Origin of the sequence: Streptomyces sp. NPDC021019 (assembly GCF_044333295.1) — a bacterium.
Lineage (GTDB): Bacteria > Actinomycetota > Actinomycetes > Streptomycetales > Streptomycetaceae > Streptomyces.
On record NZ_JBIRQR010000004.1, the window covers coordinates 194,344 to 215,230 of the forward strand.

At 71.4% G+C, this 20,887-nt stretch carries 21 protein-coding genes, 1 pseudogene and 1 riboswitch; of the genes and pseudogenes, 5 read left to right on the forward strand and 17 right to left on the reverse strand.

Annotated features, from left to right (window positions below):
• Window positions 1–130: 130 nt before the first annotated feature.
• The 13 genes from ACH4RG_RS23555 to ACH4RG_RS23615 all read right to left on the reverse strand — a co-directional run bounded on the left by ACH4RG_RS23555 (window position 131) and on the right by ACH4RG_RS23615 (window position 14,910).
• Window positions 131–1,516, reverse strand: coding sequence for an NAD(P)/FAD-dependent oxidoreductase (locus ACH4RG_RS23555; protein ID WP_397921181.1), 1,386 nt, complete (start codon window positions 1,514–1,516; stop codon window positions 131–133).
• Between the two features lie 487 nt (window positions 1,517–2,003).
• The gene (locus ACH4RG_RS23560) at window positions 2,004–2,945 is read right to left on the reverse strand and encodes an exopolyphosphatase (RefSeq protein WP_397921179.1); all 942 of its coding nucleotides are present in this window, start codon (window positions 2,943–2,945) and stop codon (window positions 2,004–2,006) included.
• The gene (locus ACH4RG_RS23565; protein WP_397921177.1) at window positions 2,942–3,484 is read right to left on the reverse strand and encodes a DUF501 domain-containing protein; all 543 of its coding nucleotides are present in this window, start codon (window positions 3,482–3,484) and stop codon (window positions 2,942–2,944) included. The genes ACH4RG_RS23560 and ACH4RG_RS23565 overlap by 4 nt, the downstream gene beginning before the upstream one ends.
• A 65-nt stretch (window positions 3,485–3,549) precedes the next feature.
• Complete coding sequence (locus tag ACH4RG_RS23570) at window positions 3,550–4,032, reverse strand: septum formation initiator family protein (protein ID WP_397921175.1); 483 nt, start codon at window positions 4,030–4,032, stop codon at window positions 3,550–3,552.
• A gap of 93 nt (window positions 4,033–4,125) precedes the next feature.
• The gene (gene eno, locus ACH4RG_RS23575; protein WP_007456034.1) at window positions 4,126–5,406 is read right to left on the reverse strand and encodes a phosphopyruvate hydratase; all 1,281 of its coding nucleotides are present in this window, start codon (window positions 5,404–5,406) and stop codon (window positions 4,126–4,128) included.
• Between the two features lie 322 nt (window positions 5,407–5,728).
• Window positions 5,729–6,433 (reverse strand): transglycosylase family protein, encoded by a 705-nt coding sequence (locus tag ACH4RG_RS23580; RefSeq protein WP_397921173.1) that lies wholly within the window; start codon window positions 6,431–6,433, stop codon window positions 5,729–5,731.
• Window positions 6,434–6,438: 5 nt separating this feature from the next.
• Window positions 6,439–6,621: riboswitch (cyclic di-AMP (ydaO/yuaA leader) on the reverse strand.
• 287 nt (window positions 6,622–6,908) lie between these two features.
• A complete protein-coding gene (locus ACH4RG_RS23585) occupies window positions 6,909–7,967 on the reverse strand; it encodes a transglycosylase family protein (protein ID WP_398540197.1) in 1,059 nt (352 codons plus the stop codon).
• A gap of 187 nt (window positions 7,968–8,154) precedes the next feature.
• Window positions 8,155–9,498, reverse strand: coding sequence for a cytochrome P450 (locus ACH4RG_RS23590; RefSeq protein ID WP_397921169.1), 1,344 nt, complete (start codon window positions 9,496–9,498; stop codon window positions 8,155–8,157).
• A gap of 138 nt (window positions 9,499–9,636) precedes the next feature.
• The gene (locus ACH4RG_RS23595) at window positions 9,637–10,623 is read right to left on the reverse strand and encodes a nucleoside triphosphate pyrophosphohydrolase (RefSeq protein WP_398540198.1); all 987 of its coding nucleotides are present in this window, start codon (window positions 10,621–10,623) and stop codon (window positions 9,637–9,639) included.
• Between the two features lie 91 nt (window positions 10,624–10,714).
• The gene (locus tag ACH4RG_RS23600) at window positions 10,715–11,371 is read right to left on the reverse strand and encodes a SurA N-terminal domain-containing protein (RefSeq protein WP_397921165.1); all 657 of its coding nucleotides are present in this window, start codon (window positions 11,369–11,371) and stop codon (window positions 10,715–10,717) included.
• A 197-nt stretch (window positions 11,372–11,568) separates the two neighbouring features.
• Window positions 11,569–13,209, reverse strand: coding sequence for a protein kinase (locus ACH4RG_RS23605; protein ID WP_398540199.1), 1,641 nt, complete (start codon window positions 13,207–13,209; stop codon window positions 11,569–11,571).
• Window positions 13,206–13,826 (reverse strand): hypothetical protein, encoded by a 621-nt coding sequence (locus tag ACH4RG_RS23610; protein ID WP_398540200.1) that lies wholly within the window; start codon window positions 13,824–13,826, stop codon window positions 13,206–13,208. The genes ACH4RG_RS23605 and ACH4RG_RS23610 overlap by 4 nt, the downstream gene beginning before the upstream one ends.
• A 337-nt stretch (window positions 13,827–14,163) precedes the next feature.
• Complete coding sequence (locus ACH4RG_RS23615; protein WP_397921159.1) at window positions 14,164–14,910, reverse strand: N-acetyltransferase; 747 nt, start codon at window positions 14,908–14,910, stop codon at window positions 14,164–14,166.
• Window positions 14,911–15,103: 193 nt separating this feature from the next.
• Here ACH4RG_RS23615 and ACH4RG_RS23620 point away from each other — a divergent pair, with 193 nt between their 5' ends.
• Entirely contained in the window at window positions 15,104–15,763 is a 660-nt protein-coding gene (locus ACH4RG_RS23620; protein ID WP_397928261.1) for a hypothetical protein, read from the forward strand.
• A 44-nt stretch (window positions 15,764–15,807) separates the two neighbouring features.
• Here ACH4RG_RS23620 and ACH4RG_RS23625 read toward each other — a convergent pair whose 3' ends face one another.
• Window positions 15,808–16,617: an HNH endonuclease family protein gene (locus ACH4RG_RS23625; RefSeq protein WP_397921155.1), complete on the reverse strand. Its 810-nt coding sequence runs from the start codon at window positions 16,615–16,617 to the stop codon at window positions 15,808–15,810.
• On the reverse strand, window positions 16,614–17,036 hold the full coding sequence (locus tag ACH4RG_RS23630; RefSeq protein ID WP_397921153.1) for a hypothetical protein: 423 nt from the start codon (window positions 17,034–17,036) through the stop codon (window positions 16,614–16,616). Before ACH4RG_RS23630 ends, ACH4RG_RS23625 begins: the two co-directional genes overlap by 4 nt.
• 70 nt (window positions 17,037–17,106) lie before the next feature.
• Here ACH4RG_RS23630 and ACH4RG_RS23635 point away from each other — a divergent pair, with 70 nt between their 5' ends.
• The 3 genes and pseudogenes from ACH4RG_RS23635 to ACH4RG_RS23645 all read left to right on the forward strand — a co-directional run bounded on the left by ACH4RG_RS23635 (window position 17,107) and on the right by ACH4RG_RS23645 (window position 18,848).
• Window positions 17,107–18,186 (forward strand): hypothetical protein, encoded by a 1,080-nt coding sequence (locus tag ACH4RG_RS23635; RefSeq protein ID WP_398540201.1) that lies wholly within the window; start codon window positions 17,107–17,109, stop codon window positions 18,184–18,186.
• Between the two features lie 19 nt (window positions 18,187–18,205).
• Window positions 18,206–18,363: pseudogene (locus ACH4RG_RS23640) on the forward strand (ATP-binding protein); the annotation flags it as partial.
• 98 nt (window positions 18,364–18,461) lie between these two features.
• Complete coding sequence (locus ACH4RG_RS23645) at window positions 18,462–18,848, forward strand: VOC family protein (RefSeq protein ID WP_398540202.1); 387 nt, start codon at window positions 18,462–18,464, stop codon at window positions 18,846–18,848.
• 155 nt (window positions 18,849–19,003) lie between these two features.
• Here ACH4RG_RS23645 and ACH4RG_RS23650 read toward each other — a convergent pair whose 3' ends face one another.
• Both ACH4RG_RS23650 and ACH4RG_RS23655 read right to left on the reverse strand, forming a co-directional pair.
• Entirely contained in the window at window positions 19,004–19,789 is a 786-nt protein-coding gene (locus ACH4RG_RS23650; protein WP_397928267.1) for a GntR family transcriptional regulator, read from the reverse strand.
• On the reverse strand, window positions 19,786–20,325 hold the full coding sequence (locus ACH4RG_RS23655; RefSeq protein WP_397921149.1) for a GntR family transcriptional regulator: 540 nt from the start codon (window positions 20,323–20,325) through the stop codon (window positions 19,786–19,788). The genes ACH4RG_RS23650 and ACH4RG_RS23655 overlap by 4 nt, the downstream gene beginning before the upstream one ends.
• A 143-nt stretch (window positions 20,326–20,468) precedes the next feature.
• On the opposite strand from ACH4RG_RS23655, the gene ACH4RG_RS23660 reads away from it, so the two are divergent.
• Complete coding sequence (locus ACH4RG_RS23660; protein WP_398540203.1) at window positions 20,469–20,861, forward strand: ATP-binding protein; 393 nt, start codon at window positions 20,469–20,471, stop codon at window positions 20,859–20,861.
• Window positions 20,862–20,887 lie beyond the last annotated feature (26 nt).

Here is a 20,887-nt window from a genome sequence, read left to right on the forward strand (position 1 = left end):
ACGGCCCGCCTTCCGGCCCGGGGCGGGATCCCCGCCCGGATACGCCGAAGGGGCCGTCCGCACCACGGATGGCGGACGGCCCCTTCGGGCGTCGTACGGCGCGCTCCCCGCGGAGCGCTTCACCGGGGGGTCAGGAGGCCTTGGCCTTCTCGCCCTCGGACGTGGCGGCGGCCGGAGCCGGGGCCGGCTTGGCGGCCTCGTAGAACTCCTCGCGGGGCGTCTCCATGGCGCCGAGCGAGACGACCTCGCGCTTGAGGAACATCGCCAGCGTCCAGTCGGCGAAGACCCGGATCTTGCGGTTCCAGGTCGGCATGGCCATGCCGTGGTAGCCGCGGTGCATGTACCAGGCGAGACGGCCCTTGAGCTTGATCTTCACCTTGCCCATGACGATCATCGCGACGCCCTTGTGCAGGCCGAGACCGGCGACCGCACCCTTGTTGGCGTGGCTGTACTCCTTCTGCGGGAAGCCCCGCATACCGGAGATCACGTTGTCGCCGAGGACCTTCGCCTGGCGCAGCGCGTGCTGAGCGTTGGGCGGGCACCAGGCGTTCGGGTTGCCGGCGCGGCGGCCGACCATGTCCGGCACCTGGGCGTTGTCGCCCGCGGCCCAGATGTAGTCGGTGCCCTGCACCTGGAGCTTCTCCGAGGTGTCCACGTGGCCGCGGGGGCCGAGCGGCAGGCCGAAGCGCGCCAGCGCCGGGTTCGGCTTCACACCGGCGGTCCACACGATGGTGCTGGAGTCGACCTCCAGGCCGTTCTTCAGCACCACGCGGCCGTCGACACAGGAGTCCATCGAGGTGGAGAGGTAGATCTCCACACCGCGGCTCTCCAGGTGCTCCTTGCCGTAGGCGCCCAGCTTCGGGCCGACCTCGGGAAGGATCTTGTCGGCGGCGTCGACGAGGATGAAGCGCATGTCCTCGCGCTGCACGTTGGTGTAGTACTTCGCCGCGTCGCGGGCCATGTCCTCGACCTCGCCGATGGTCTCCGCGCCGGCGAAGCCGCCGCCCACGAAGACGAACGTCAGCGCCTTGCGGCGGACGTCCTCGTCGGTGGTGGAGTCAGCCTTGTCCAGCTGCTCCAGGACGTGGTTGCGCAGCCCGATGGCCTCCTCGACGCCCTTCATGCCGATGCCCTGCTCGGCGAGGCCGGGGATCGGGAAGGTACGGGAGACCGCGCCCATCGCGATGACCAGGTAGTCGAAGGGCAGCTCGTAGGCCTCGCCGACGAGCGGCGCGACCGTGGCGACCTTGCGGTCCTGATCGATGGTCGTGACACGACCGGTGAGAACCTCAGCCTTGGGCAGCACGCGTCGCAGCGGGACGACGACATGCCGAGGCGAGATGCTGCCTGCGGCAGCTTCGGGGAGGAAGGGCTGGTAGGTCATGTACGACCGCGGGTCGACGACCGTGACGGTCGCCTCTCCGTATCGCATCTTCTTCAGAATGCGACGAGCTGCGTACAGGCCTACGTACCCACCGCCTACAACGAGGATCCTGGGACGCTCCGTGGTGCTCATGCCATCGAGTATCCACCCCTCCCCAGGGGGGTGCTCGTGAGCCCCTTCACAAGAATTGACCAGCCCTCTGCTACACTTCGCCGCCCACGTGACCCAGGTCATGGGCACGAAAGGGAACCACAGCACCGCGGAAAACGTTGTTCACCGCTTGTGAGCTGGCCCTTGACCCTCTGGGACGGGTGGACCACCCCTCCCCTCCATACGGTCGCAACACTCTCGGAACGCGTGCGTGCCACCTCCGCACGCCCTCCCGGGCGACCAGTTCCGGCCTGATGGGCCCCCACCGCGAGCAAGAGGGCCCTATTCCTTGTGAAGAAGTTCACGAAGTTTCCCGCGGTGGGCCCTCGGAAGGGCCCCCGGCCCGGCCCCGAGGGGCCGGGCCGGGGCTCATCGGTGCAGGTGACCACGCGATGGAGCGGGCAGCCGGAGGGCTGCCCGCCCGGCCGGGGCCGCCCTCCGAACGACGACGGAAGTTCGACGACAGGGCTTAGGCGGCGCTCCAGGCGATGCCGTCGAGGATGTCGTGCTCGCTGACGACGACCTCGTGGGCTCCCGTCCGCTCCATCACGGCGAGCAGGACGAGCGCTCCCGCGCCGATCACGTCGACCCGGCCCGGGTGCATCACGGGGATCGCGGCGCGCTCGTCATGGGTGGAGCGGAGCAGGTGCTCGGTGATCGCGCGGACCTGGCCGCGGGTGACCCGTGAGTGGTGGATGGCCCCGGAGTCGTACTCCGGCAGTTCCAGCGCGATTCCGGCGATCGTCGTGACGGTGCCCGCCAGACCGACGAGAGTGCCGGCCCCCGTGAGCTCCACGGTCTGCTCGGCGAGGTCGAGTGCGGCGTCGACGTCCGCGCGGATCGCCGCGGCCCGCTCGTGGCTGGGCGGGTCCATGACGGCCCCGTCCACGACCAGATGACGCTCCGTCATCCGTACGCAGCCGATGTCCACGGACCGGGCCGCCGTCACCCGGTCCGAACCGAGGACGAACTCCGTGGAGCCGCCGCCGATGTCGACGACCAGATACGGCTTCTCCAGGTGGTCGCTGCCCACCAGTTCCTTGGTGGCCCCGTCGAAGGAGAGCTGCGCCTCCTGGTCGCCGGTGATCACCTCGGGCTCGACGCCGAGAATGTCCCGCACCCCGGCCACGAAGTCGGCGCTGTTCTCGGCGTCCCGGGAGGCGGAGGTGGCGACGAAGCGGATCCGTGTCGCGCCCAGTTCCTCGATGGCCGCCGCGTACTCACGGCAGGCGGCGAACGTCCGCTCCAGCGCCTCGGGGGCGAGCCTGCCGGTCCTGTCCACGCCCTGGCCGAGGCGGACGATGGTCATGCGCCGGTCCAGCTCGGTGAAGGAGCCGGTGGCGGGGTCCACGTCGGCGACGAGGAGCCGGATGGAGTTCGTACCGCAGTCGACGGCGGCGACCCGGGTCATGCGCCCTGCCCCTCGGCGGGTCCGTCGCAGGGCGTGACGCAGGGGCCCTTGGCCCACCACTCGGGCAGCATCGCGATGGCCTCGTCGCCCAGCGGGTTCACTCCGGGGCCGGCGGCCAGCGAGTGGCCGACCAGGACGTGCAGGCACTTCACCCGGTCCGGCATGCCGCCCGCGCTCGGGAAGCCCTCCAGGACCTCGATGGCGTCGCGGCGGGTGATGTAGTCCTCGTGCGCGGCCCGGTAGGCGTCGGCCAGCTCCGGATCGGTCCCCAGACGGGCCGTCATCTCCCTCATGACCCCGTTGGCCTCCAGCGTGCCGATCGCCGAGGCCGCCCGGGGGCAGGTCAGGTAGTACGTCGTCGGGAACGGCGTGCCGTCCTCCAGACGGGGCTGGGTCTCCACCACGTCCGGGTTGCCGCAGGGGCAGCGGTGCGCGATGGCGCGCAGACCGCGCGGCGGGCGGCCGAGCTGCTGCTCGAACGCGGCGATGTCCGCGTCGGTGGGCTGGGTGGACTCGGTCTGCGGAGGGGGCGTTTCCATGCCTGCCTTGGTTCTGCTCGGAAGCTCGTGGAGGTTTACGTACGGAAGAACGTACGGGGTCGGTTTCAATCGCGGTCGTCGGCCCGGTCGGCGCTGTCCACGCCGTCCCAGAGGTTCGAGTGCCACGGCCGGTCGCTCGCGCCCGACTCGCCGCGGCGGTCCCGGGCCGCGTCGGGGTCGGCCACGGTGTAGCCGGTCTCCCCGGGGAGGACGTAGTGGAGGTGCTGGCGGGCCAGCCGCATGATGTACGCGTCGTCCTGGAGCCGTGCCTTCTCGTCCCGCAGCTCCTCGGTGCGCCGCTCCGCCTGCTGCGAGAGCCGCTCCTGCTCGGCGATCTCGTCGCGCTGGGAGACGTACTGCCGCATCGGGTAGGCGAGCGCCACCACCAGGGAGCAGACCACCAGCGCCAGGAACGCGGCCCGGCCGGTGAGCCGGGAGCGGCGGGCCTGCCGGCGGTTCTGGGATCGGTACACGCGGGCCGCGGTCTGCTCGCCGAGCAGTCGCAGCCTGGTCGCGGTGGAGAACCGGTCGCGGTCCTTCCCGGCCATGTCTCCCGCCTCCCCGTTACGCACGTCCGTCCCCGCACACGGTACGGGACCGGGTGCGGGGACGGGCGGAGGCTACCGTCCTACGACTACGGGTCAGCCCTTGAAGCGCGGGAAGGCGGAACGGCCCGCGTACACCGCGGCGTCGTCGAGGATCTCCTCGATGCGCAGCAGCTGGTTGTACTTGGCGACGCGGTCCGAACGGGCCGGTGCGCCGGTCTTGATCTGGCCACAGTTCACGGCGACGGCGAGGTCGGCGATGGTGACGTCCTCGGTCTCGCCGGAACGGTGCGACATCATGCACTTGAAGCCGTTGCGCTGGGCCAGCTCGACGGCGTCCAGGGTCTCGGTCAGCGAACCGATCTGGTTGACCTTCACGAGCAGGGCGTTGGCGGAGCCCTCCTCGATGCCGCGGGCCAGTCGCTCGGGGTTGGTGACGAAGAGGTCGTCGCCGACGATCTGGACCTTGGCGCCGATGCGGTCGGTGATGACCTTCCAGCCGGCCCAGTCGTCCTCGTACAGCGGGTCCTCGATGGAGACCAGCGGGTACGCGGAGACGAGCTCCTCGTAGTACTCGGTCATCTCGGCGGCCGAGCGGGACTTGCCCTCGAACTCGTAGACGCCGTCCTTGTAGAACTCGGACGCGGCGACGTCGAGCGCGAGCGCGATGTCGCGGCCCGGAACGTAACCGGCCTCCTTGATGGCCTCGACGATGAGGTCCAGGGCGGCGCGGTTGGACTCCAGGTTCGGGGCGAAGCCGCCCTCGTCGCCGAGTCCGGTGGACAGGCCCTTGGTCTTGAGGACCTTCTTCAGCGTGTGGTAGACCTCCGCGCCCCAGCGCAGGGCCTCGGAGAAGGACTCCGCGCCGATCGGGGCGATCATGAACTCCTGGACGTCCACGTTGGAGTCGGCGTGCGAGCCGCCGTTCAGGATGTTCATCATCGGAACGGGCAGCAGGTGCGCGTTCGGGCCGCCGAGGTAGCGGAAGAGCGGCAGGTCGGACGCCTCGGAAGCGGCGTGCGCGACGGCCAGCGAGACGCCGAGGATGGCGTTCGCGCCGAGCGAGGCCTTGTTCTCGGTGGCGTCCAGGTCGAACATCGCCTGGTCGATGAGGCGCTGCTCGGTGGCGTCGTACCCGACGAGCTCCGGGCCGATCTGCTCGATGACGGCGAGGACGGCCTTCTCGACACCCTTGCCCATGTAGCGGTTGGGGTCACCGTCGCGAAGCTCGATGGCCTCGAACGCACCGGTGGAGGCTCCGGACGGAACAGCAGCACGGCCCGTGCTGCCGTCGTCGAGGCCAACCTCGACCTCGACCGTGGGGTTGCCCCGGGAGTCGAGGATTTCCCTGGCTACGACGACGTCGATGGACGGCACGAGGCATCTCCTTCTGGGATCTGACACTGGTTGTGCAGGGTCACTGTGGCCTTGCGGCACGAGCCTATCGGGCCCGGCCACGTCGGCCAGCCGACCGCCCGCCTCCTGGGACGAAAAAGGGCCCAAGAACCTGCATCACGGGACAAAACTCTAGAAACCTACTGAGCGGTAATGACAAGAGGTGAACACATGCGGGCCATCGGCGCCCCGCCGCCACGAAGAACCCGGCCCGGCGCGCTGGTGGGACGAGCGCGCCGGGCCGGGGAGCCGTGCGAGGAGAAGTGCCGCCGGACGCTTCTCCTCCGGGGAGGAGAGACGGCTGTTACTTCAGGTGGAGCTGCTGACCCGGGAAGATCAGGTCGGCGTCCTTGACGATGTCGTCGTTGAGCTTGAAGAGCTTGCTCCAGCCGCCCTTGACGCCCTCCGCCTCGGCGATGGTGCTCAGGGTGTCGCCGGCCTCGACCTTGTACTCGCCGTCGCCCTTCTGGACCTTCTCGCCGGTCGGGGTGGTGACGGTCTTCTTGCTCTCGGCCTTGGGGGCCTCGCGCTGCTCGGAGCGCGTGGTGGGCTGCTCGGCCTGGCGCTCGGGCTGCGCCTGCTCGGGCTTGCTCTCGCCGGAGCCGGAGCCGGTGTTCACGCCCGGGTCCACACCGTCGTTGGTGAGGCCGCCGGCGCCGGCGCAGGCCCAGGCGCCCGGGCCCTGCATGTCGAGGAGCTTCTCGGCGGTGGCGATCTGCTGGTCCTTGGAGGCCAGGTCGGCACGGGAGGCGTACTGCGTACCGCCGGCGGCGGCCCAGCTGGACTGCGAGAACTGCAGTCCGCCGTAGTAGCCGTTGCCGGTGTTGATGGACCAGTTGCCGCCGGACTCGCACTGGGCGACGGCGTCCCAGGTCTCGACGGAGGCGGCGGAAGCGTTGGTCGCGCCCATCAGCGGGACCGCGATGGCGGCACCGGTGACACCCGCGAGGGTGGCGATACGGGTGGCCTTGGACGGGCGGCGGTGCTTGCCCTTGCTGTTCAGCAGCATGGAACGAATCTCCTCACCGACGCCTACGAGGTGAGCTGTCGGGTTCGGGCTGATGAGTTGCCCGGTCGCGCGGTGCTGCTCGCGACTTCACCCCTAGCCGGTCCCGTACGTCCTCGTCGGTTCGACGAGGCGTCCGGACCCGGCGGCTTACCTGGGTCCCCCGCTCCTGCCTACGGCGCTTACGCGTCTGTTCCCTTCGACCGACGGCAGGATTCGGCGTGACGGTCGACGGGGCCCGCGGTGCGAGCGGTTCCGACCGTAAACACAGGCAACCCCGACATTCAAAGATGGACATAGGGGGCAATCAGCCCGAACTCGCCATGGCCTTGGGGGTGTTTCCGCAGGTGGGGGGCGATGCATCCGGACCAGCCGGACGGAGCGCGCCAGTTGAAGCAAAGAGACCCATGTCTCACTTACACAAAGTGGACATAGGCCTCTTAACTGCCTCGATTTTCGGGGGGTTTTCCCGATTCGCTCAGTTGGCGGCGGGCGTCTCGGCGCCCTCCGGCGCGGCCGGGTCCGCGCTCTTGCCCGCACCCCGGTCACCGTCCTCGACCGCACCCCGGTCCAGGCCCAGGTCCAGGTTCTGGCCGGGCAGGATCAGGTCCGGGTCGGAGCCCAGGAGGCCCCTGTTCGTCTCGTACAGGCCGGTCCAGCCGCCGGGGACCTCCTGGGCGTCGGCGATCGTCCAGAGGTTGTCCCCGGGCCGCACCGTGTACCCGTCGGCCGTCGCCGCGCCGCCGTCCCGCGCGTCGCCTTCGCCGCGCGAGGCGTGCCGGCCGGAGTCGCGGGGACCGTCCTGCCGGCCCGCGTCGGCCTCCTCGGGCGCGGGGGCGCCCCGGTGCTTGCCCCCCTTGCCGCCCTCGTCCGCCGAGGCGTCGGGGGCGGTGGAGGGGTCCGAGGCGTCGGGGGCGTCGGAGGCGGGCGGGGCGGAGGGCGTCACCGAGGAGTCGGGAGCCTCGCCCCCCTTCTCCGCGCCACCACTGCCGCTCCCGTCCGCCTCACCGCTCTTCCCGCCCTTGCCGGAGCCACCGGAGCCACCGGTTGAGTCCGCTTCGTCGGTCGGGGGAGAGGCCGGGTCGGCCGAGGGGTCCGTCGAGGGGTCCACCGACGGATCCGCGGACGGGGAGGTGCCCGGGTCGACGCCGGGCAGGCCGCCGTCCACCGCGAGGCCGGAGATCACCGCGCAGCTGGGCCACGCCTTCGGGCCCTGGTCGTCCAGGACCTTCTCGGCGACGGAGATCTGCTGCGATCGGCTCGCGAGGTCGGCGCGGGGCGCGAACGCGGTGCCGCCGTACGCCGACCAGGTCTCCTGCGAGAACTGGAGCCCGCCGTAGTAGCCGTTGCCGAGATCGGCGCTCCACATGCCGCCGCTCTCGCACTCGGCGACCCGGTCCCAGGTGGTGGCCTCGGCCGCGTGCGCGCCGCCGGCGCCGAGCAGCGGGATGGCGATGGCCGAACCCGTCACGCCCGCGGCGACGATGATGGCGGGTGCCTGACGAGGGCGGCGGTGTCTGCCGTTCGCGGAGCCCATGGGTATGCCTTCCGTGCGACTGACAAGCGAGTGGCCCGAGCGCCGCGCAGCGGACTCCGTGCCGGACTCCGTGTCTGCTTCGGCGCACAGGTGACGCGTGAGCAAGGTGTGACCGACGCGTCGAACCGTGAACCTAGCGGGACTCGAACGTGTGTCACAAGTCGATGCAGCGCAGATCACGTGAAAGTCACAGAGTTGACACTGTGTCAGTTTTTTCGGTTCGACGGCCCGGTTCGAACTCGACCGGAAGGGTGCGCAGTCCACGCATGATGAGCCCGCCGCGCCAGCGCAAATCGCCAGGTTCTCCCGCGAGTCGCAGGTCAGGAAGGCGTCTCAGCAGTGTGGTCAGCGCGGTCTGTCCCTCCAGCCGGGCCAGCGGCGCCCCCAGGCAGTAGTGGATGCCGTGCCCGTATCCGAGGTGCTGATTGTCACGCCGTGCAAGGTCCAGGGTGTCCGGATCCGTGAACCGCTCCGGATCGCGGTCGGCCGCCGCCAGCACCACGAGTACGGGGTCCCCGGCGGCGATCTCCTCGCCGCCCAGGGTCAGCGCCTCGGTGGCGTACCGCCAGGTCGCCATCTCGACCGGCCCGTCGAACCGGAGCAGCTCCTCGATGCCGGTGGCCAGCAGCGCGTCCTCCCCCGCCGCCAGGGAGGCCTCCAGCCGGGCGCGCTGCTCGGGGTGGCGCAGGAGCGCGTAGGTCCCGTTGCCGATGAGGTTGACCGTCGTCTCGAACCCGGCGAACAACAGGATGAACGCCATGGCGGCCGCCTCGTTCTCCGTGAGGTGCTCGCCGTGGTCGCTGGCCCGGATCAGCCCGGAGATCAGGTCGTCGCCCGGGTTCTCCCTCTTACGGTGGATGAGTTCGGCGAGGTAGCCGCGCATCTTCTTCACCGACCGGGCGACCCCGCCGCGCGGCCCGCCGCCGTGCCGGATCATCATGCCCGCCCAGTCGCGGAAGTCGTCCTGGTCCTCCTCGGGGACGCCGAGCAGGTCGCAGATGGCGTAGATGGGGAGCGGGAAGGCGAAGTCGTGGATGAGGTCGGCGTTCCCCTTCTCCACGAAGTCGTCGATGAGCCGGTCCGTCAGCTCCTGCACGCGGGGCGCGAACTCCGCGACCCGGCGCGGGGTGAACGCCTTGGACACGAGCCGGCGCAGCCGGGTGTGGTCCGGCGGGTCGATATTGAGCAGATGCGTCATCAGCTCCGCCTTGCGCTCCCCCGGGATCCCCGTCTTCCCCTTGGCGTGCGGCGACTCGGCGTGGTTGGCCGGGTTCTTGGAGAGCCGCGCGTCGGCGAGCGCCGCCTTGGCGTCCCCGTACCGGGTCACGAGCCAGGCCTCGACCCCGCTGGGCAGCGCGGTGCGGTGCACGGGACGGTGCTCGCGGAGCCAGGCGTAAGCGGGGTAGGGGTCGGTGGCGAACTCCCAGGTGAAGAGTTCGGGGGCGCCCGGGGCGTCCGCCGGGGTCGCGCCGGGGGCGTTGTGGGGGCAGGCCGAGGGCTCAGGGGCGCGGGGGGCGGGGCTGTCGTTCACTCCTCGACGTTATCGGGCGGCGTCCCGGTGATCGCCCGGGGCGTCTCCGCGGCCTTCTGAGCCCGCTCGTCGTCCACGCCCGTCCCCGACCGTCCCCGCCCCCTCGTGCGGACCCCCGCGGTCACCGTGCTCACCCGCCTAGCCCTCCGCCGCCACGATCGCGTCGCGGTAGGCGCGGGCCGCCGCGCGCAGGGCGGCCTCCGGGTCGGTGCCGCTCGCCTCGGCACGTACGGCGAGGGCCAGGAGTTCGTAGCCGACGGTGTCGCCCGTGGGGAGGGGGACGTCGAGGCCCGCCGTACGGGCGCGGCTCGCCAGCTTCGCGGCGAGGGCCAGGCCGGGCTGGCCGAGGGGGACGCCTTCGGTGACCGAGGTCCGCTGCTTCTCGATCGCCTTGGTGCGCAGCCAGTGCGCGCGGACGTCCTCGGGGGTCTCGGCGCTCTCGTCGCCGAAGACGTGCGGGTGGCGGTGGATCAGCTTCTCGACGAGGCCGCCCGCGACGTCGTCGATGGCGAAGGGCTCCTCGACATCCTCCTCGGCGATCCTGGCGTGGAAGACGACCTGGAGCAGGACGTCGCCGAGCTCCTCGCGGAGTTCGGCCCGGTCACCGTCCTCGATCGCCTCGACCAGTTCGTACGCCTCCTCGATGGCGTACTTGGCGAGGCCCCGGTGTGTCTTCCGCGAGGTCCAGACGCACTCGCGGCGGATGCGGTCCATGACCTGGACCAGGTCCAGCAGACGAGCGCCGGGCAGGTCGTAGGAGCCGGGGAGCAGTTCCAGGTCCGGCATGGCCACCCGGCCCGAGCCGCCGAGCCGGGCCAGGCCGTCCGTCAGACGGCTGTCGCCCTCGCCGCCGACCAGGACGACGACGGTCCGGCCGCCCGCGCAGTCGGCGACCAGTTCGTCGGCGGAGGGTGTGGCGTGCTCGACGGCTACGCCCGCCTCGCGGAGGTAGGGGAGCTGCGGGTGGTCCGGACCGGCGACGAGGACCCGGTCGGCCGCGTGCAGCGTCTGCCAGGCCGGCCAGGACAGCAGGCCGGGCGCGACCCGGTGGCTGGCGGTGAGCAGGACGATGCGGCCCGGGTCGGCGGGGGTCTCGACGGGGGCGTCGGAGGCTTCGGCGTTCACCCTGCGAACCTACCTCCGGCCCCGGGGCCCCCGGCCCGCAGGCTCGGGCGCCCGCATGTTCGGGCGCCCGCATGTTCGGGCGCCCGCTGCTTCAGGCGCCCGCCGGGGAGTCCTTCGGCGTGAACTCGGTGACCTGGGTGATCCACGGCGCGCTGTAGTCGCCGAGCTGCATCTTCTGGTCGTCCCAGGTGCCGAAACGCGGGTTGACGTCGATGTCGAGGGCCTTCGACGCCTTGGTGAGGGCCTCGCCGACGACCTGCTGGCCGGCCGGTGTGCCGAGGTCCACGCCGAGCGCCTCCGCCAGCTTCGGGAGCTGGACCTCCTGGCGCATGTCGGCGTCGATCTGGTCCGGGGCGACCCAGCGCTGCTGGAGCATCATCGCCTCGAACCGCTCCTCGCCGCCCTGCTGGGCGCCGCTGGCCTTCCGCATCTCCTGGATCTCCTTGCGGGAGACCGTGACCCCCGCGTCCGCGGCGGCGCGGTCGAGGATGCGGCCGAAGATCAGCCCGTGCAGTTTCGCGCGGTTGAGCTGGCCCGACTTGTTCACCAGCTGGGCGGCCTCCGGGGAGCCCTCCTGGGCGCTGCGGACGTCCGCGGCCCGGCCCTGGACCGTCGACACCTCGATCCGCTCGCCGCCCACGACGGCCGCGGCGCCGGGGTGGGACTGGTTGCCGCAGGCCGAAAGGAGTGGCGCGGCGACGAGTGTCGCGGCGAGGACGGCGAACGCGGTGCGACGACGGCGGTGCAAAGGAGCCTCCCGGGGAGAGTTTGTGCATCAGTGCACAAAGCCTTGCGGTGATCGATGTTAGGCAGTGGAGGTGGCCGGTGCCACTGATTCGACCAACGATTCGGGAGGAGTTGGGGATGTGGTCGGGAAGACGGCCTGGAAAGTGGTCGGCAGAGGGGTCGGGAAGGTACCGCGGTGGGGTGGTGCGGGGGGTGTTGTCAGCCTCCGCGGACGTCCCGTTGATGGCTGAGCAGACGGCGCAGGTCCATCGGCAGCGGGTGGTGCGGCCCGTAGGTGCGCTCGGCGTCGTACAGCAGGGCCTGGAGCTGTGCCCGGCCCGCGGTGTGGTCGCCGACCGCCAGGAGCAGTTGCCCGATGCGGTGCCGGATGTCGAGTGCGCGGCCGGGGTCGGAGGCGATCGGCCCGTAGGCGTTCTCGTAGTACGGGAGGATCGCGCGGTACTCGACCAGCGCGGCCCCGGCCTCGCCGAGCTGTTCGAGGCACTGGGCGGCGTCGTAGCGGAACTGGAGGGCGTGGGCGTCGGCCTGGCCCGCTTCGGCGGCACGGTCATCGGCGAGGCGGCGCAGCTCGGGCAGGGCGCGGCGGTACTGACCGTCGTCCATCAGGGTCGCGGCGTACTGCTTGCGCAGGATACGGACGACCGGTGAGTGCTCGCCGTGCTCGGCGGCGGCGGCCGGAAGGGTGGCACCGAGGACGTCCACGGCCTGGGTGATCCGGCCCTCGCCGAGCAGCTTCTTGACCTCGTCCACGGCCCGCGCGACGTCCGGCCGGGCGGGCGGCGGCGGGGTGCCCGGCGGCAGGGGGGCGGGGCGTGCGGGGGTCGGTGGGGCGGCCGGGGGCGGGGTGAAGGGCGGCGGGGCGCCGAGGGAGGGGGGCGTCGCGGCGAAGGTGGCGGGTGCGGGCACGGAGGCCGGGGTGGCCGCCCGGTCCGGCCAGGGGGCGTGCGGGCGCAGGAACGGGCGCGTCGGGTCGAGCGGCTCGGCGGGGGTTCCGTGCTTGGGCAGCAGCGGGGCGAGGTCCTCGTACACCTCCTGGGCGGAGGCGGGCCGGTCCTGGGGGTCCTTGGCGAGGAGCCGCAGCACGAGGGCCTCCAGCGCGACGGGGACCTCGGGGCGGGTCTTCCGGACCGGGAGCGGGGGCTCGTAGAGGTGGCGGTGCAGCACGCCGAGCGCGGTGGACCCGGCGAACGGCACGTCACCGCTGAGGAGTTCGTGCAGGAGCACCCCGAGGGCGTACAGGTCGGTGTACGGGCCGACCGCGCCGCCCATCGCCTGCTCGGGGGCCATGTAGGCCGGGGAGCCGATGGGTGAACCTGTGTGGGTGAGGCGGGTGGTGTCCGTGTCGAGGACGGAGGCGACGCCGAGGTCGAGAACGGTGACGGTGCCGTCGGGCCGGACCATCACGTTCCGGGGCTTGAGGTCGCGGTGGACGATCGGCACCGCGTGCACCGCGCAGAGGACGGCACAGAGCTGGGCGGCGACCGCGACGGCCCACGGCCAGGGATACGGGTCCCGCTCGGCCAGATGGTCGGCGAGGTCGGCGCCCTCGACGTACTGCATGACGAGGTAGAGGTCGTCGTCCTCGCTGCCCGCGTCGTGGACGGTGACCAGGCCGGGGTGGTCGACCTGCGCGGTGACCCGGCACTCGCGGACGAACCGGCGGCGCAGTTCGTCGGCGGCGTCGCCGCCGGTGGGTCCGGCGACCCGGTCGGGGCGGAGCAGCTTCACGGCGACGCGGCGGTCCAGTCGCCGGTCGTAGGCCGTCCACACCTGGCCCATGCCGCCCTGGCCGAGGATGGTCGCCAGTTCGTACCGGTCGGCGATGATCCGCCCGCTCACCGGCCCTCGCCCTCCCTGTTCTCCTTGCGGAGGTAGTCGCTCAGCTCGTCCAGCTCGGCGCGGACCTGGTCGAGGCGCCGGGGCGCGGGGGTGGGCGTGGGCGGCGGGGTCGGCTCGGTGTACGGGTTGGGCTGCGGACGCTGGGGCTGGTGCTGGGGCGGGCGCTGGGGCTGGTGGTGACTGCGGTGCTGCTGCTGTGCGGGGTGCTGCTGGTACGGCACCGGTGCGGGGTGCCCGGGAGCGGTGTACGGGGCCGGGGAACGGAGGGAGCTGTAGTGGCGGATGTCCACGTACAGGTAATAGGTGATCACCCCGGCCAGCAGGGCGACGATCCAGAGCAACATCAACAGCGCCGCCGCGTCCGACATCTCGTCGGGGTCGTCCGGTGTGGCCAGGATGAAGGCGAACAGCGCGACGTTGAGGACGATCACGACCGCGAGCAGGAACCAGTCCCGCGGCCTGCGGGTGACGATCGCCAGCCGCAGCATCGCCACCCAGCCCAACAGGCCGCAGCTCAGCACGGTCACCGCCACGAGGATCACGCGCACCGTCGCGAGCGTCGCCGGGGACGGCCGGGATGTCGTCTGCTGCTGCGGCGTCGGGCCGTAGCCGTGCATGTGCTGCTCCTGGGACGCGTATGTCGGACGTGTGGGGTGAGCGTATACACCTCCACCGACCGGCCGACCCCGGGTTGTACCCCACCGTTGTGCCGCGCCCCGCCCGCGGCCCCGCAGGCCCCGGTCACCCGGCCGGTGCCGGGCCCCGCCCGTGTGAAGTCGACCTCGGCCGCCGGTAGTACGCGCACCCGGCGGCCGGGTCCCGGCCGGACCGACGTGGTGTCGGCCGTCCGCGACGAGCACCACGTCGTACCCCCGGATCAGCGCCTGTCGGGCACGACCGTCTCACCGGGGGCGGGGCCCGGCACGGGGGACGTCGTACCCGGGCGTCCGGGCATCACAGCTGGTGCCGCACCCAGACGTTGGGCTCGACGTAGACCGCGTAACCGTGCGCGAGCGCGCAGTGCACCGGGAGGAGCGCCCCCGGGACCTCCACCGGACCGTCCGTGTCGAACGGCAGCCCGGTCCACTCCCGCCACTGCGCGAGCGAACCGCTCACCGTCATCGACACCGTGGCGACCGAGTCCACCGTGCCGCCCGCCCGGGCGTGGACCCGCAGCCAGGGATCCTCGGGCAGCCCGTCCTCGGGGCGGGTCAGCCGGGCGTACTCCTCCATCGGCAGGCCGGACCGCAGGTGCTTGCCGTTCGGCCGCACCGGGGCGACGACCTGTCCGAAGCCCAGCCGACGCGCGTTGTCGCGCAGCGCGGCGAGCATCCGGCCCGATATCCCCTTGCCCAGATGGCCGGTGGCGACCGTGATGTCGATCGCGCTGACCGTGTCGGGGGTGTTCCCGCGCCGCAGGTCCGAGAACGCCCACAGCATCACCTGGTCCCAGCCGCCGACGGGCAGGTCGCCGCGTCCGGGGGTGTCCAGCAGGAAGGGCACGCTGAACGCGCGCGCGACCACGACGCCCTCGGGGTCGGTGGCGACGAGCACGTACTGGGGGAACTCGACGGCGATCCGGGGGAAGTTCGCCCAGCCGACGAGGTCCTCCAGCATGAACTCCGGCCAGGTGTCCGGCATCCGGTCCAGGGCGTCGGCCAGTTCGGGGCGCTCGGCAAGGGTGGTGATGTGCAGGTCCATACGCGCGACCCTAAACAGCCTCGGCATCTCCGACCAGCGAATATCGCCTCGGAACCACCGCACGCCCACCGCGCCCGCCCACCGGCTGGTTCCGGCCGGTTCCGGCCGGAACCAGCCGGAACCATGAGGTGTCCATGTCGCGTCCCCACCCGTGACTTCGCACCCTGTGCGCCACTCGTCAAGGAGCAGAACCATGACCCAGCCCGGCAGTACACCGCCCCGCCCCCGGAGAGGCGCCGGGTGCCTCCAGAGCCTGGTGGTGCTCGCGGTGATCCTGGGTCTGGGCTACGGAGCGTCCAAGATCTTCGGCGACGACTCCTCGAAGTCCTCGTCGTCCTCGTCGTCCTCGTCCGCGTCGGACGGCAAGGGCGGCTCGTGGGAGATCGGTGACTGCGGAGGCCCCGACCCGGAGAACAAGCCGGACGGCTACCGCGCCTTCGACTGCGACGAGACGGGCGCGACCTTCAAGGCCCTGAAGATCGAGGACGCGAGCTTCCTGCCCAACGCGATCCAGTGCCCGGCCGGAACGGACCTGATCATCCAGGTCTCCCGGGTCTTCGGCTCCGGCGACGACAAGAAGGGCGGCGGCATCCCGACCAACACGGTCTGCGGCCGCAACCTGACGGGCGACCACCCCGGCGACGCGGGCGCCGGCGGCGGCCAGCTGGTCGACGGCGACTGCATCTCGGCGACGGCCAAGGAGATCGCCTGCGCCTCGGCCGGGGCGGACGACTTCAAGGTCCTCGGCCTCGTCAAGGAGAAGACCGAGTGCCCGGCGGCGACCACGGAGCCGATGCAGCTGATGATGGCGATCGGCCGGCCGTACGACGTCATCTGCGGCGGCAAGGTCTGAGACCCGCCCGCTCCCCGGTGCGGCGGCTGCGGCACGGCAGCCGCTCAGCCGCCGCACTGGGTGAGCATGGCCCGCTTGTCGGCGGCCGTGACCGGGAGTTCGTACTTCAGCGAGACCTGGGCGAACCGTACGGCGTAGGAACAGCGGATCGGCTTGTACGGCGGCAGCCATGAGGCGGGGCCGGAGTCCCGTTTGGCGTTGTTGGCCGGGCCGTCCACCGGGATGAGGTTGAGCGGGTCGTTGGCGATCCGCTCACGCTTCGCCTCGTTCCAGCGGGCTGCGCCCATCTGCCAGTTGTAGGACAGTGGCATCACGTGGTCGATCTGCACCTCGGTGGCCCGCCGCTTGCGCCAGTCGATGTTCTCGCCGGTATAGGGGTCCTGGAGGGTCATCGACATGACCACACAGTCGGATCCGGCCTTGTGCTCGATGTCCTTGCCGTCCCGGGCGAGCAGGTCATTGCGGGTGTCGCAGCCGTTGCGGGCGAGCGGGATGCCGTCGATCCCGTCCTTCCAGGCGTAGCCGAACTTCTTCCGCTCGTAGCCGGTCTTCGGGCCGCGTCCCTTGGTGGCCACCTTCTCGATGATCTCCCGGGCGGCGGCCCGGTCCGCGTCGGTGGTGAGGGGGGCCAGGCCCGGCTTCGTACCGTCGGGGTTGTCCAGCGGGCTGACGCCGAAGCCCTCGGCGGACTGCGCGCCGCCGTTGGTCCCGCCGCCCGTGCCGGCTCCGCCGCCGTCGCCCGCGAGGCCGTCGGGTCCGCAGCCGCCCGCCAGGGCGATCACGACGAGAGCCCCGATGGCGGGCAGGGCCGCCGCTCGGTGCGTACGGCGGCGGTGCGTACGGGGAGCTGTCACGTGAAGCCGTCCTGACGGGGAGAGAACCGAACGCCGTGAATCCTATGGGCGTCTTCCCCGCCGGAGGGGTTTCCATGACCGCGCTTCAGCACACGGGGGCGCCCCGGCCCGGTCACCCCTTCCCGATGTCCGGAGTGTTCTCGGCGGCCCATCCCCGACCCGATGACCTCCGGCCAGGGCTCTCCCAGCCGCTCCACCCGCCGCTCGCGCCCCTGCACCCCCAGCGCCCGCCACGGCGCGGTGGCCTCCTCGTCGGTACGCGGCTCCGCCTTCACGCGCAGCTCGCCTCGGGGCCCCGCGCCGACCGCCGCGAAGGAGACCAACGACTCGGCCGGGTCGGGACCGGCCTCGACGAGGGCGGCGATGCGCCCGTCGCCTCGCTCCTGCTGTGCGTACGGGTGGTCAATGGCCGACTGCATTCGAGGCATCGCGACCGACTGCGCGCGAAAAGCCCTCGCCGTGGAGACCTGGTCCCGGCATGATCCCCCTGTGCATGAGGACGAGGGCCATCGCGGGCGCGCGCGGTACACGCTCGCCAGCAAGGAGCACGGGCATGCCTGGGGCCTCTGCGCCGAGGTGGAAGGGCTGTTCGGAGAGGCCCCGCAGGGGACCTACGAGCTGTTCGGCTGGGTGCCCCAGGCAGACGTGCGCGGTTGGGTCGGCGACCGGGTGTGGCTGGTGCCGGACGATGAGACGCTCGATCCCTGGCTGCTGGAGGACGCGGAGAGCGTAGGCCGGCCCCTGGGGACGGACAGTCTCGTACTCACCGGCCTGGACGACTACGAAGGCCCGCCCGAGGGACACAGGGGCCGGGTGCGCGTGCACGATGGGCACCGCTGGCTGGGCTCCTGCCGAGAGTTCGGCCGCGTCCTGCCGTCCGTACGGTCGGCGCCCCCGCTCGTCCTGCGGGGGCTCGCCCCGGGTGATCAGCTGCGGGCGGCACTGGTGAAGGGCACCCGGCGGGCGCTGGACCTGGAACAGGCCGCCCTGGAGATACGGGACGACCGGGGCACGCCGCTCACCGAACGCCCGCTCCGGGCCCGCGTCAGCGCCTGGCGCCCATCGTCCTGCGGGACGGACCGGATCGACCTGGAGCTCGACGGAGACTTCACGCCCGTTCCCCCGTACGCCCGGCCCATCTGGGAGCGGTGGTTCGCCGGGCCGCCGGACACCCGGGGTTCCTGGGCCGGCCTCGACACCCGGCACCGCGGAGCCTGGCTCGACCTCGTCCGGGAGCGGACCTGCCAGCGCACCCACCGTGACCGGCCGGCCGGTCACGCCTACGAACTCGACGGCCGACACGTCACCGACCGACCGGGCCTCTACCTGGCGCTCGGCGAGGCGGTGAACGGCCCGGGCGGCTACTTCGGCGGCTGTGTGGCCGCCGTCGACGATTGCCTGCGCGGCGCCTTCGGCTACACCGCCCCCGCGACCCTGCTCTGGCGCGAAGCCGCGACAGCACGCGAGCACCTGTCCCAGGCCCTGACACCGGACGGCCGGCCCTACGACCTGTTCGGCGTGGTCCTCGATGTCCTGGCCCAGGGCGGCATGGACGTCACCCTGGCCTGAGCTGCTGTCCTCGGACCAGGCCGTCAGCGAGTGGGGGTAGGTCTTCGGCGACGAAGTCCTCGCCACCGCGATCCTCGACCGCCTCCTGCACCACTGCGAGCTCTCTCCATCAGCGGCAACAGCTACCGGCTCAAGAACCGTCCTCAGGCTATCGATCGGGACACCGACGTGGCCTGAGTGGACACCCAGGAGGCCAGTCACAGTAGGTGAGCGAACGTGCCGCCCCATCGCGAATAGGACCCAGCCTGTCCTAGATCTCTCATAGCTTCTCCCTCATGAGCCCTGAAGACACGTCAGCATCCACGTTCCGCTACTCGGCTGTCACCTTCGACTGCCCTGACCCCGCCGAGCTGGCCCACTTCTACGGAAAGGCCCTCGGCCTGCCTGTGGTCTTCTCCACCGACGATTTCGCCCTGCTCGGCCAAGAGGGAGCTGCCGGACTGGGATTCAACCGGCTCACCGACTACCGCCGCCCCACTTGGCCGGACCCCACTCAGGAGAAGCAGGCCCACATAGAACTAGGTGTCGACGACCTGGACTCCGCTCAGGCTCGCCTGCTCGCTCTGGGAGCCGTCAAGCCCGAATTCCAGCCGGAACCCGACCGGTGGCGGGTCCTGCTGGATCCCGCAGGCCACCCGTTCTGTATCTCCACCCTGGTCTGAGCACGACCGCCCCTCTGAAGCTGGTGCACATTTCTCTGGGCTGGGTGGAGCACTCAGAACAGTACGGTGCCGCTTCCGGTCCCTCACCGGCCTGATCTTCACCCCGGAGGGGCCGGGGCGTCGGCGGACGGGCAGCCGGTGACAGGCCGGCGGTATCAGTCGGCTTCGGGCGCGAACTCGTACTGAACCTCGTACAGGTGACCCGCCTTGACCATCACCGTGGCCTCGATGGGCCGGTCGTCGTCGCTGAACACCACCCGCAGCGTGCGCAGAACCGGAAGGTCCCCGGGAAGCCGGAGCAGCCGGTACTGCTCCTGCGTCGCGACGCGGGCCGAGACCCGGTCCACGCTGAGCCGGGGAGGGTGGCCGAGCGAGGCCAGGAGGGTGGGCGTGCCTCCCGGAATGCGGCGGCGTTCGGTGATGGCAGTGCCTTCGGCGATGTCCGGCGGGTAGTACGAGGAGACAAGTTCCGCAGGTTCGTCGTCGATCGACAGGAGTTGGTGGCGGAGGATCGCCGTGCCGCCCGGCTGGAGCGCCAGCGCGTCCGCGACGTCCGCCGGCGGTTCGGTCTGCGTAACGTCCAGGAGCGTGCTGCGGGCGCGCGTGCCGGAGTTCGCCGCCTCGGTCAGCCAGCGGTAGGGCTCTCCCGAAGGGGACGGCGCCATGTACGCGGCGGGCCGTATCGTGCGCTGCCGATGTTCGCGTACGGTCACCGACGCGCCTGCCCTGCCGACCACGAGATGCTCGCCCTTGAGGAGCTGCAAGGCCTTCTGAACCGTGGCGTTCGCCGCGCCGAACCGCTCCTTCAACTGCGTGGTGGACGGCAGGCTGTCGCCCGGAGCCAGGTCCCCGGACATGATGTCGTCCCGCAGATCGGCGGCGATCCGCTCGTGCAGCGGACGGCCGTCCGCTTCTCCCGCCTCAGGTCCGTGCACCGTCATCCGATCCTGATCTCGTACCGCAGCCTCTGACCCCGGGGAGGCATGACCATCACATCGGCCTGGATCGGCCGGTCGTGCGCGTCGAGTGTGAGCCGGGTCAGTTCGAGGACCGGCTCACCGATCCTCAGGGCCAGCTCCGCCCGTTCACTCTCGGACGGCATGCGAGCGGCCACGTCTTCCCTGGCACGGACTCCCACGTGCCCGAGTTCGGCGAGCAGCCGGACGGCTCCTCCCCGGATCTTCGCCGTGCCGGCCAGCCCTGTGCCCCGCGCGATCTCCAGGGGGTAGTAGGTGTCGGTCAACTCGCACGGTTCGCCGTCGAGATACATGATCCGCCGCCGCCCGACGACCTGTCCGCCCTGTTCCACCGCGAGCAGGCCGGCCACGCGCTCCGGGGCGACGACTTGACCGGCGCTCACGATCTTCTGCGTGCCCCGTCGTCCCGCCGACGCCGCCTCGGCACTCCAGACGTCGCTTCCGCCCTCCGCCGTCGTCAGGTAGTGAGCGGACGCGCTGATCACTTCACCCTCGCCCATGGCCTCCTCCTTCGCCGACGACGGACCTTGCCGGTGCACACGGTAGGCGACTCCGTCGAACACCCCAAAGAGTACATTGCCGCCTTTCGCGAATAGCAGTACGGTCATCTCGTTACGGCCCACGAGCAAGGCGGTGAACCACCGTGTCCTCTTCGCAGTTACGGCGCTTCCCCCGACGGCGCACATCCGTCGGTGCCTCACGCGATTTCGTCGTCCATGTCCTCAGGGAGTGGCAGCTCACGGACCTGATCGACGACATAGAGCTCTGCGCCTCGGAGCTGACGACCAACGCCCTGCTCCACGGCGTCCCACCGGGACGGGAATTCGCCGTCCGGCTCGACCTGACGGACGACCTCGTACGACTGGAGGTCCGGGACAGCGGCGGCGGGCGGCCAGAGATTCAGCGCGCGGACGAGAGCAGTTGCTCAGGACACGGGTTGTTCCTCGTCGGTGAACTCGCCGCGGACTTCGGCGTCGACCACCACGTCGTGGGCAAGACAGTGTGGGCCGCGTTCAAGCGGCCCGCGACGCCGTAGCGGCTCCGGGGCCAGACGCGTCGGGC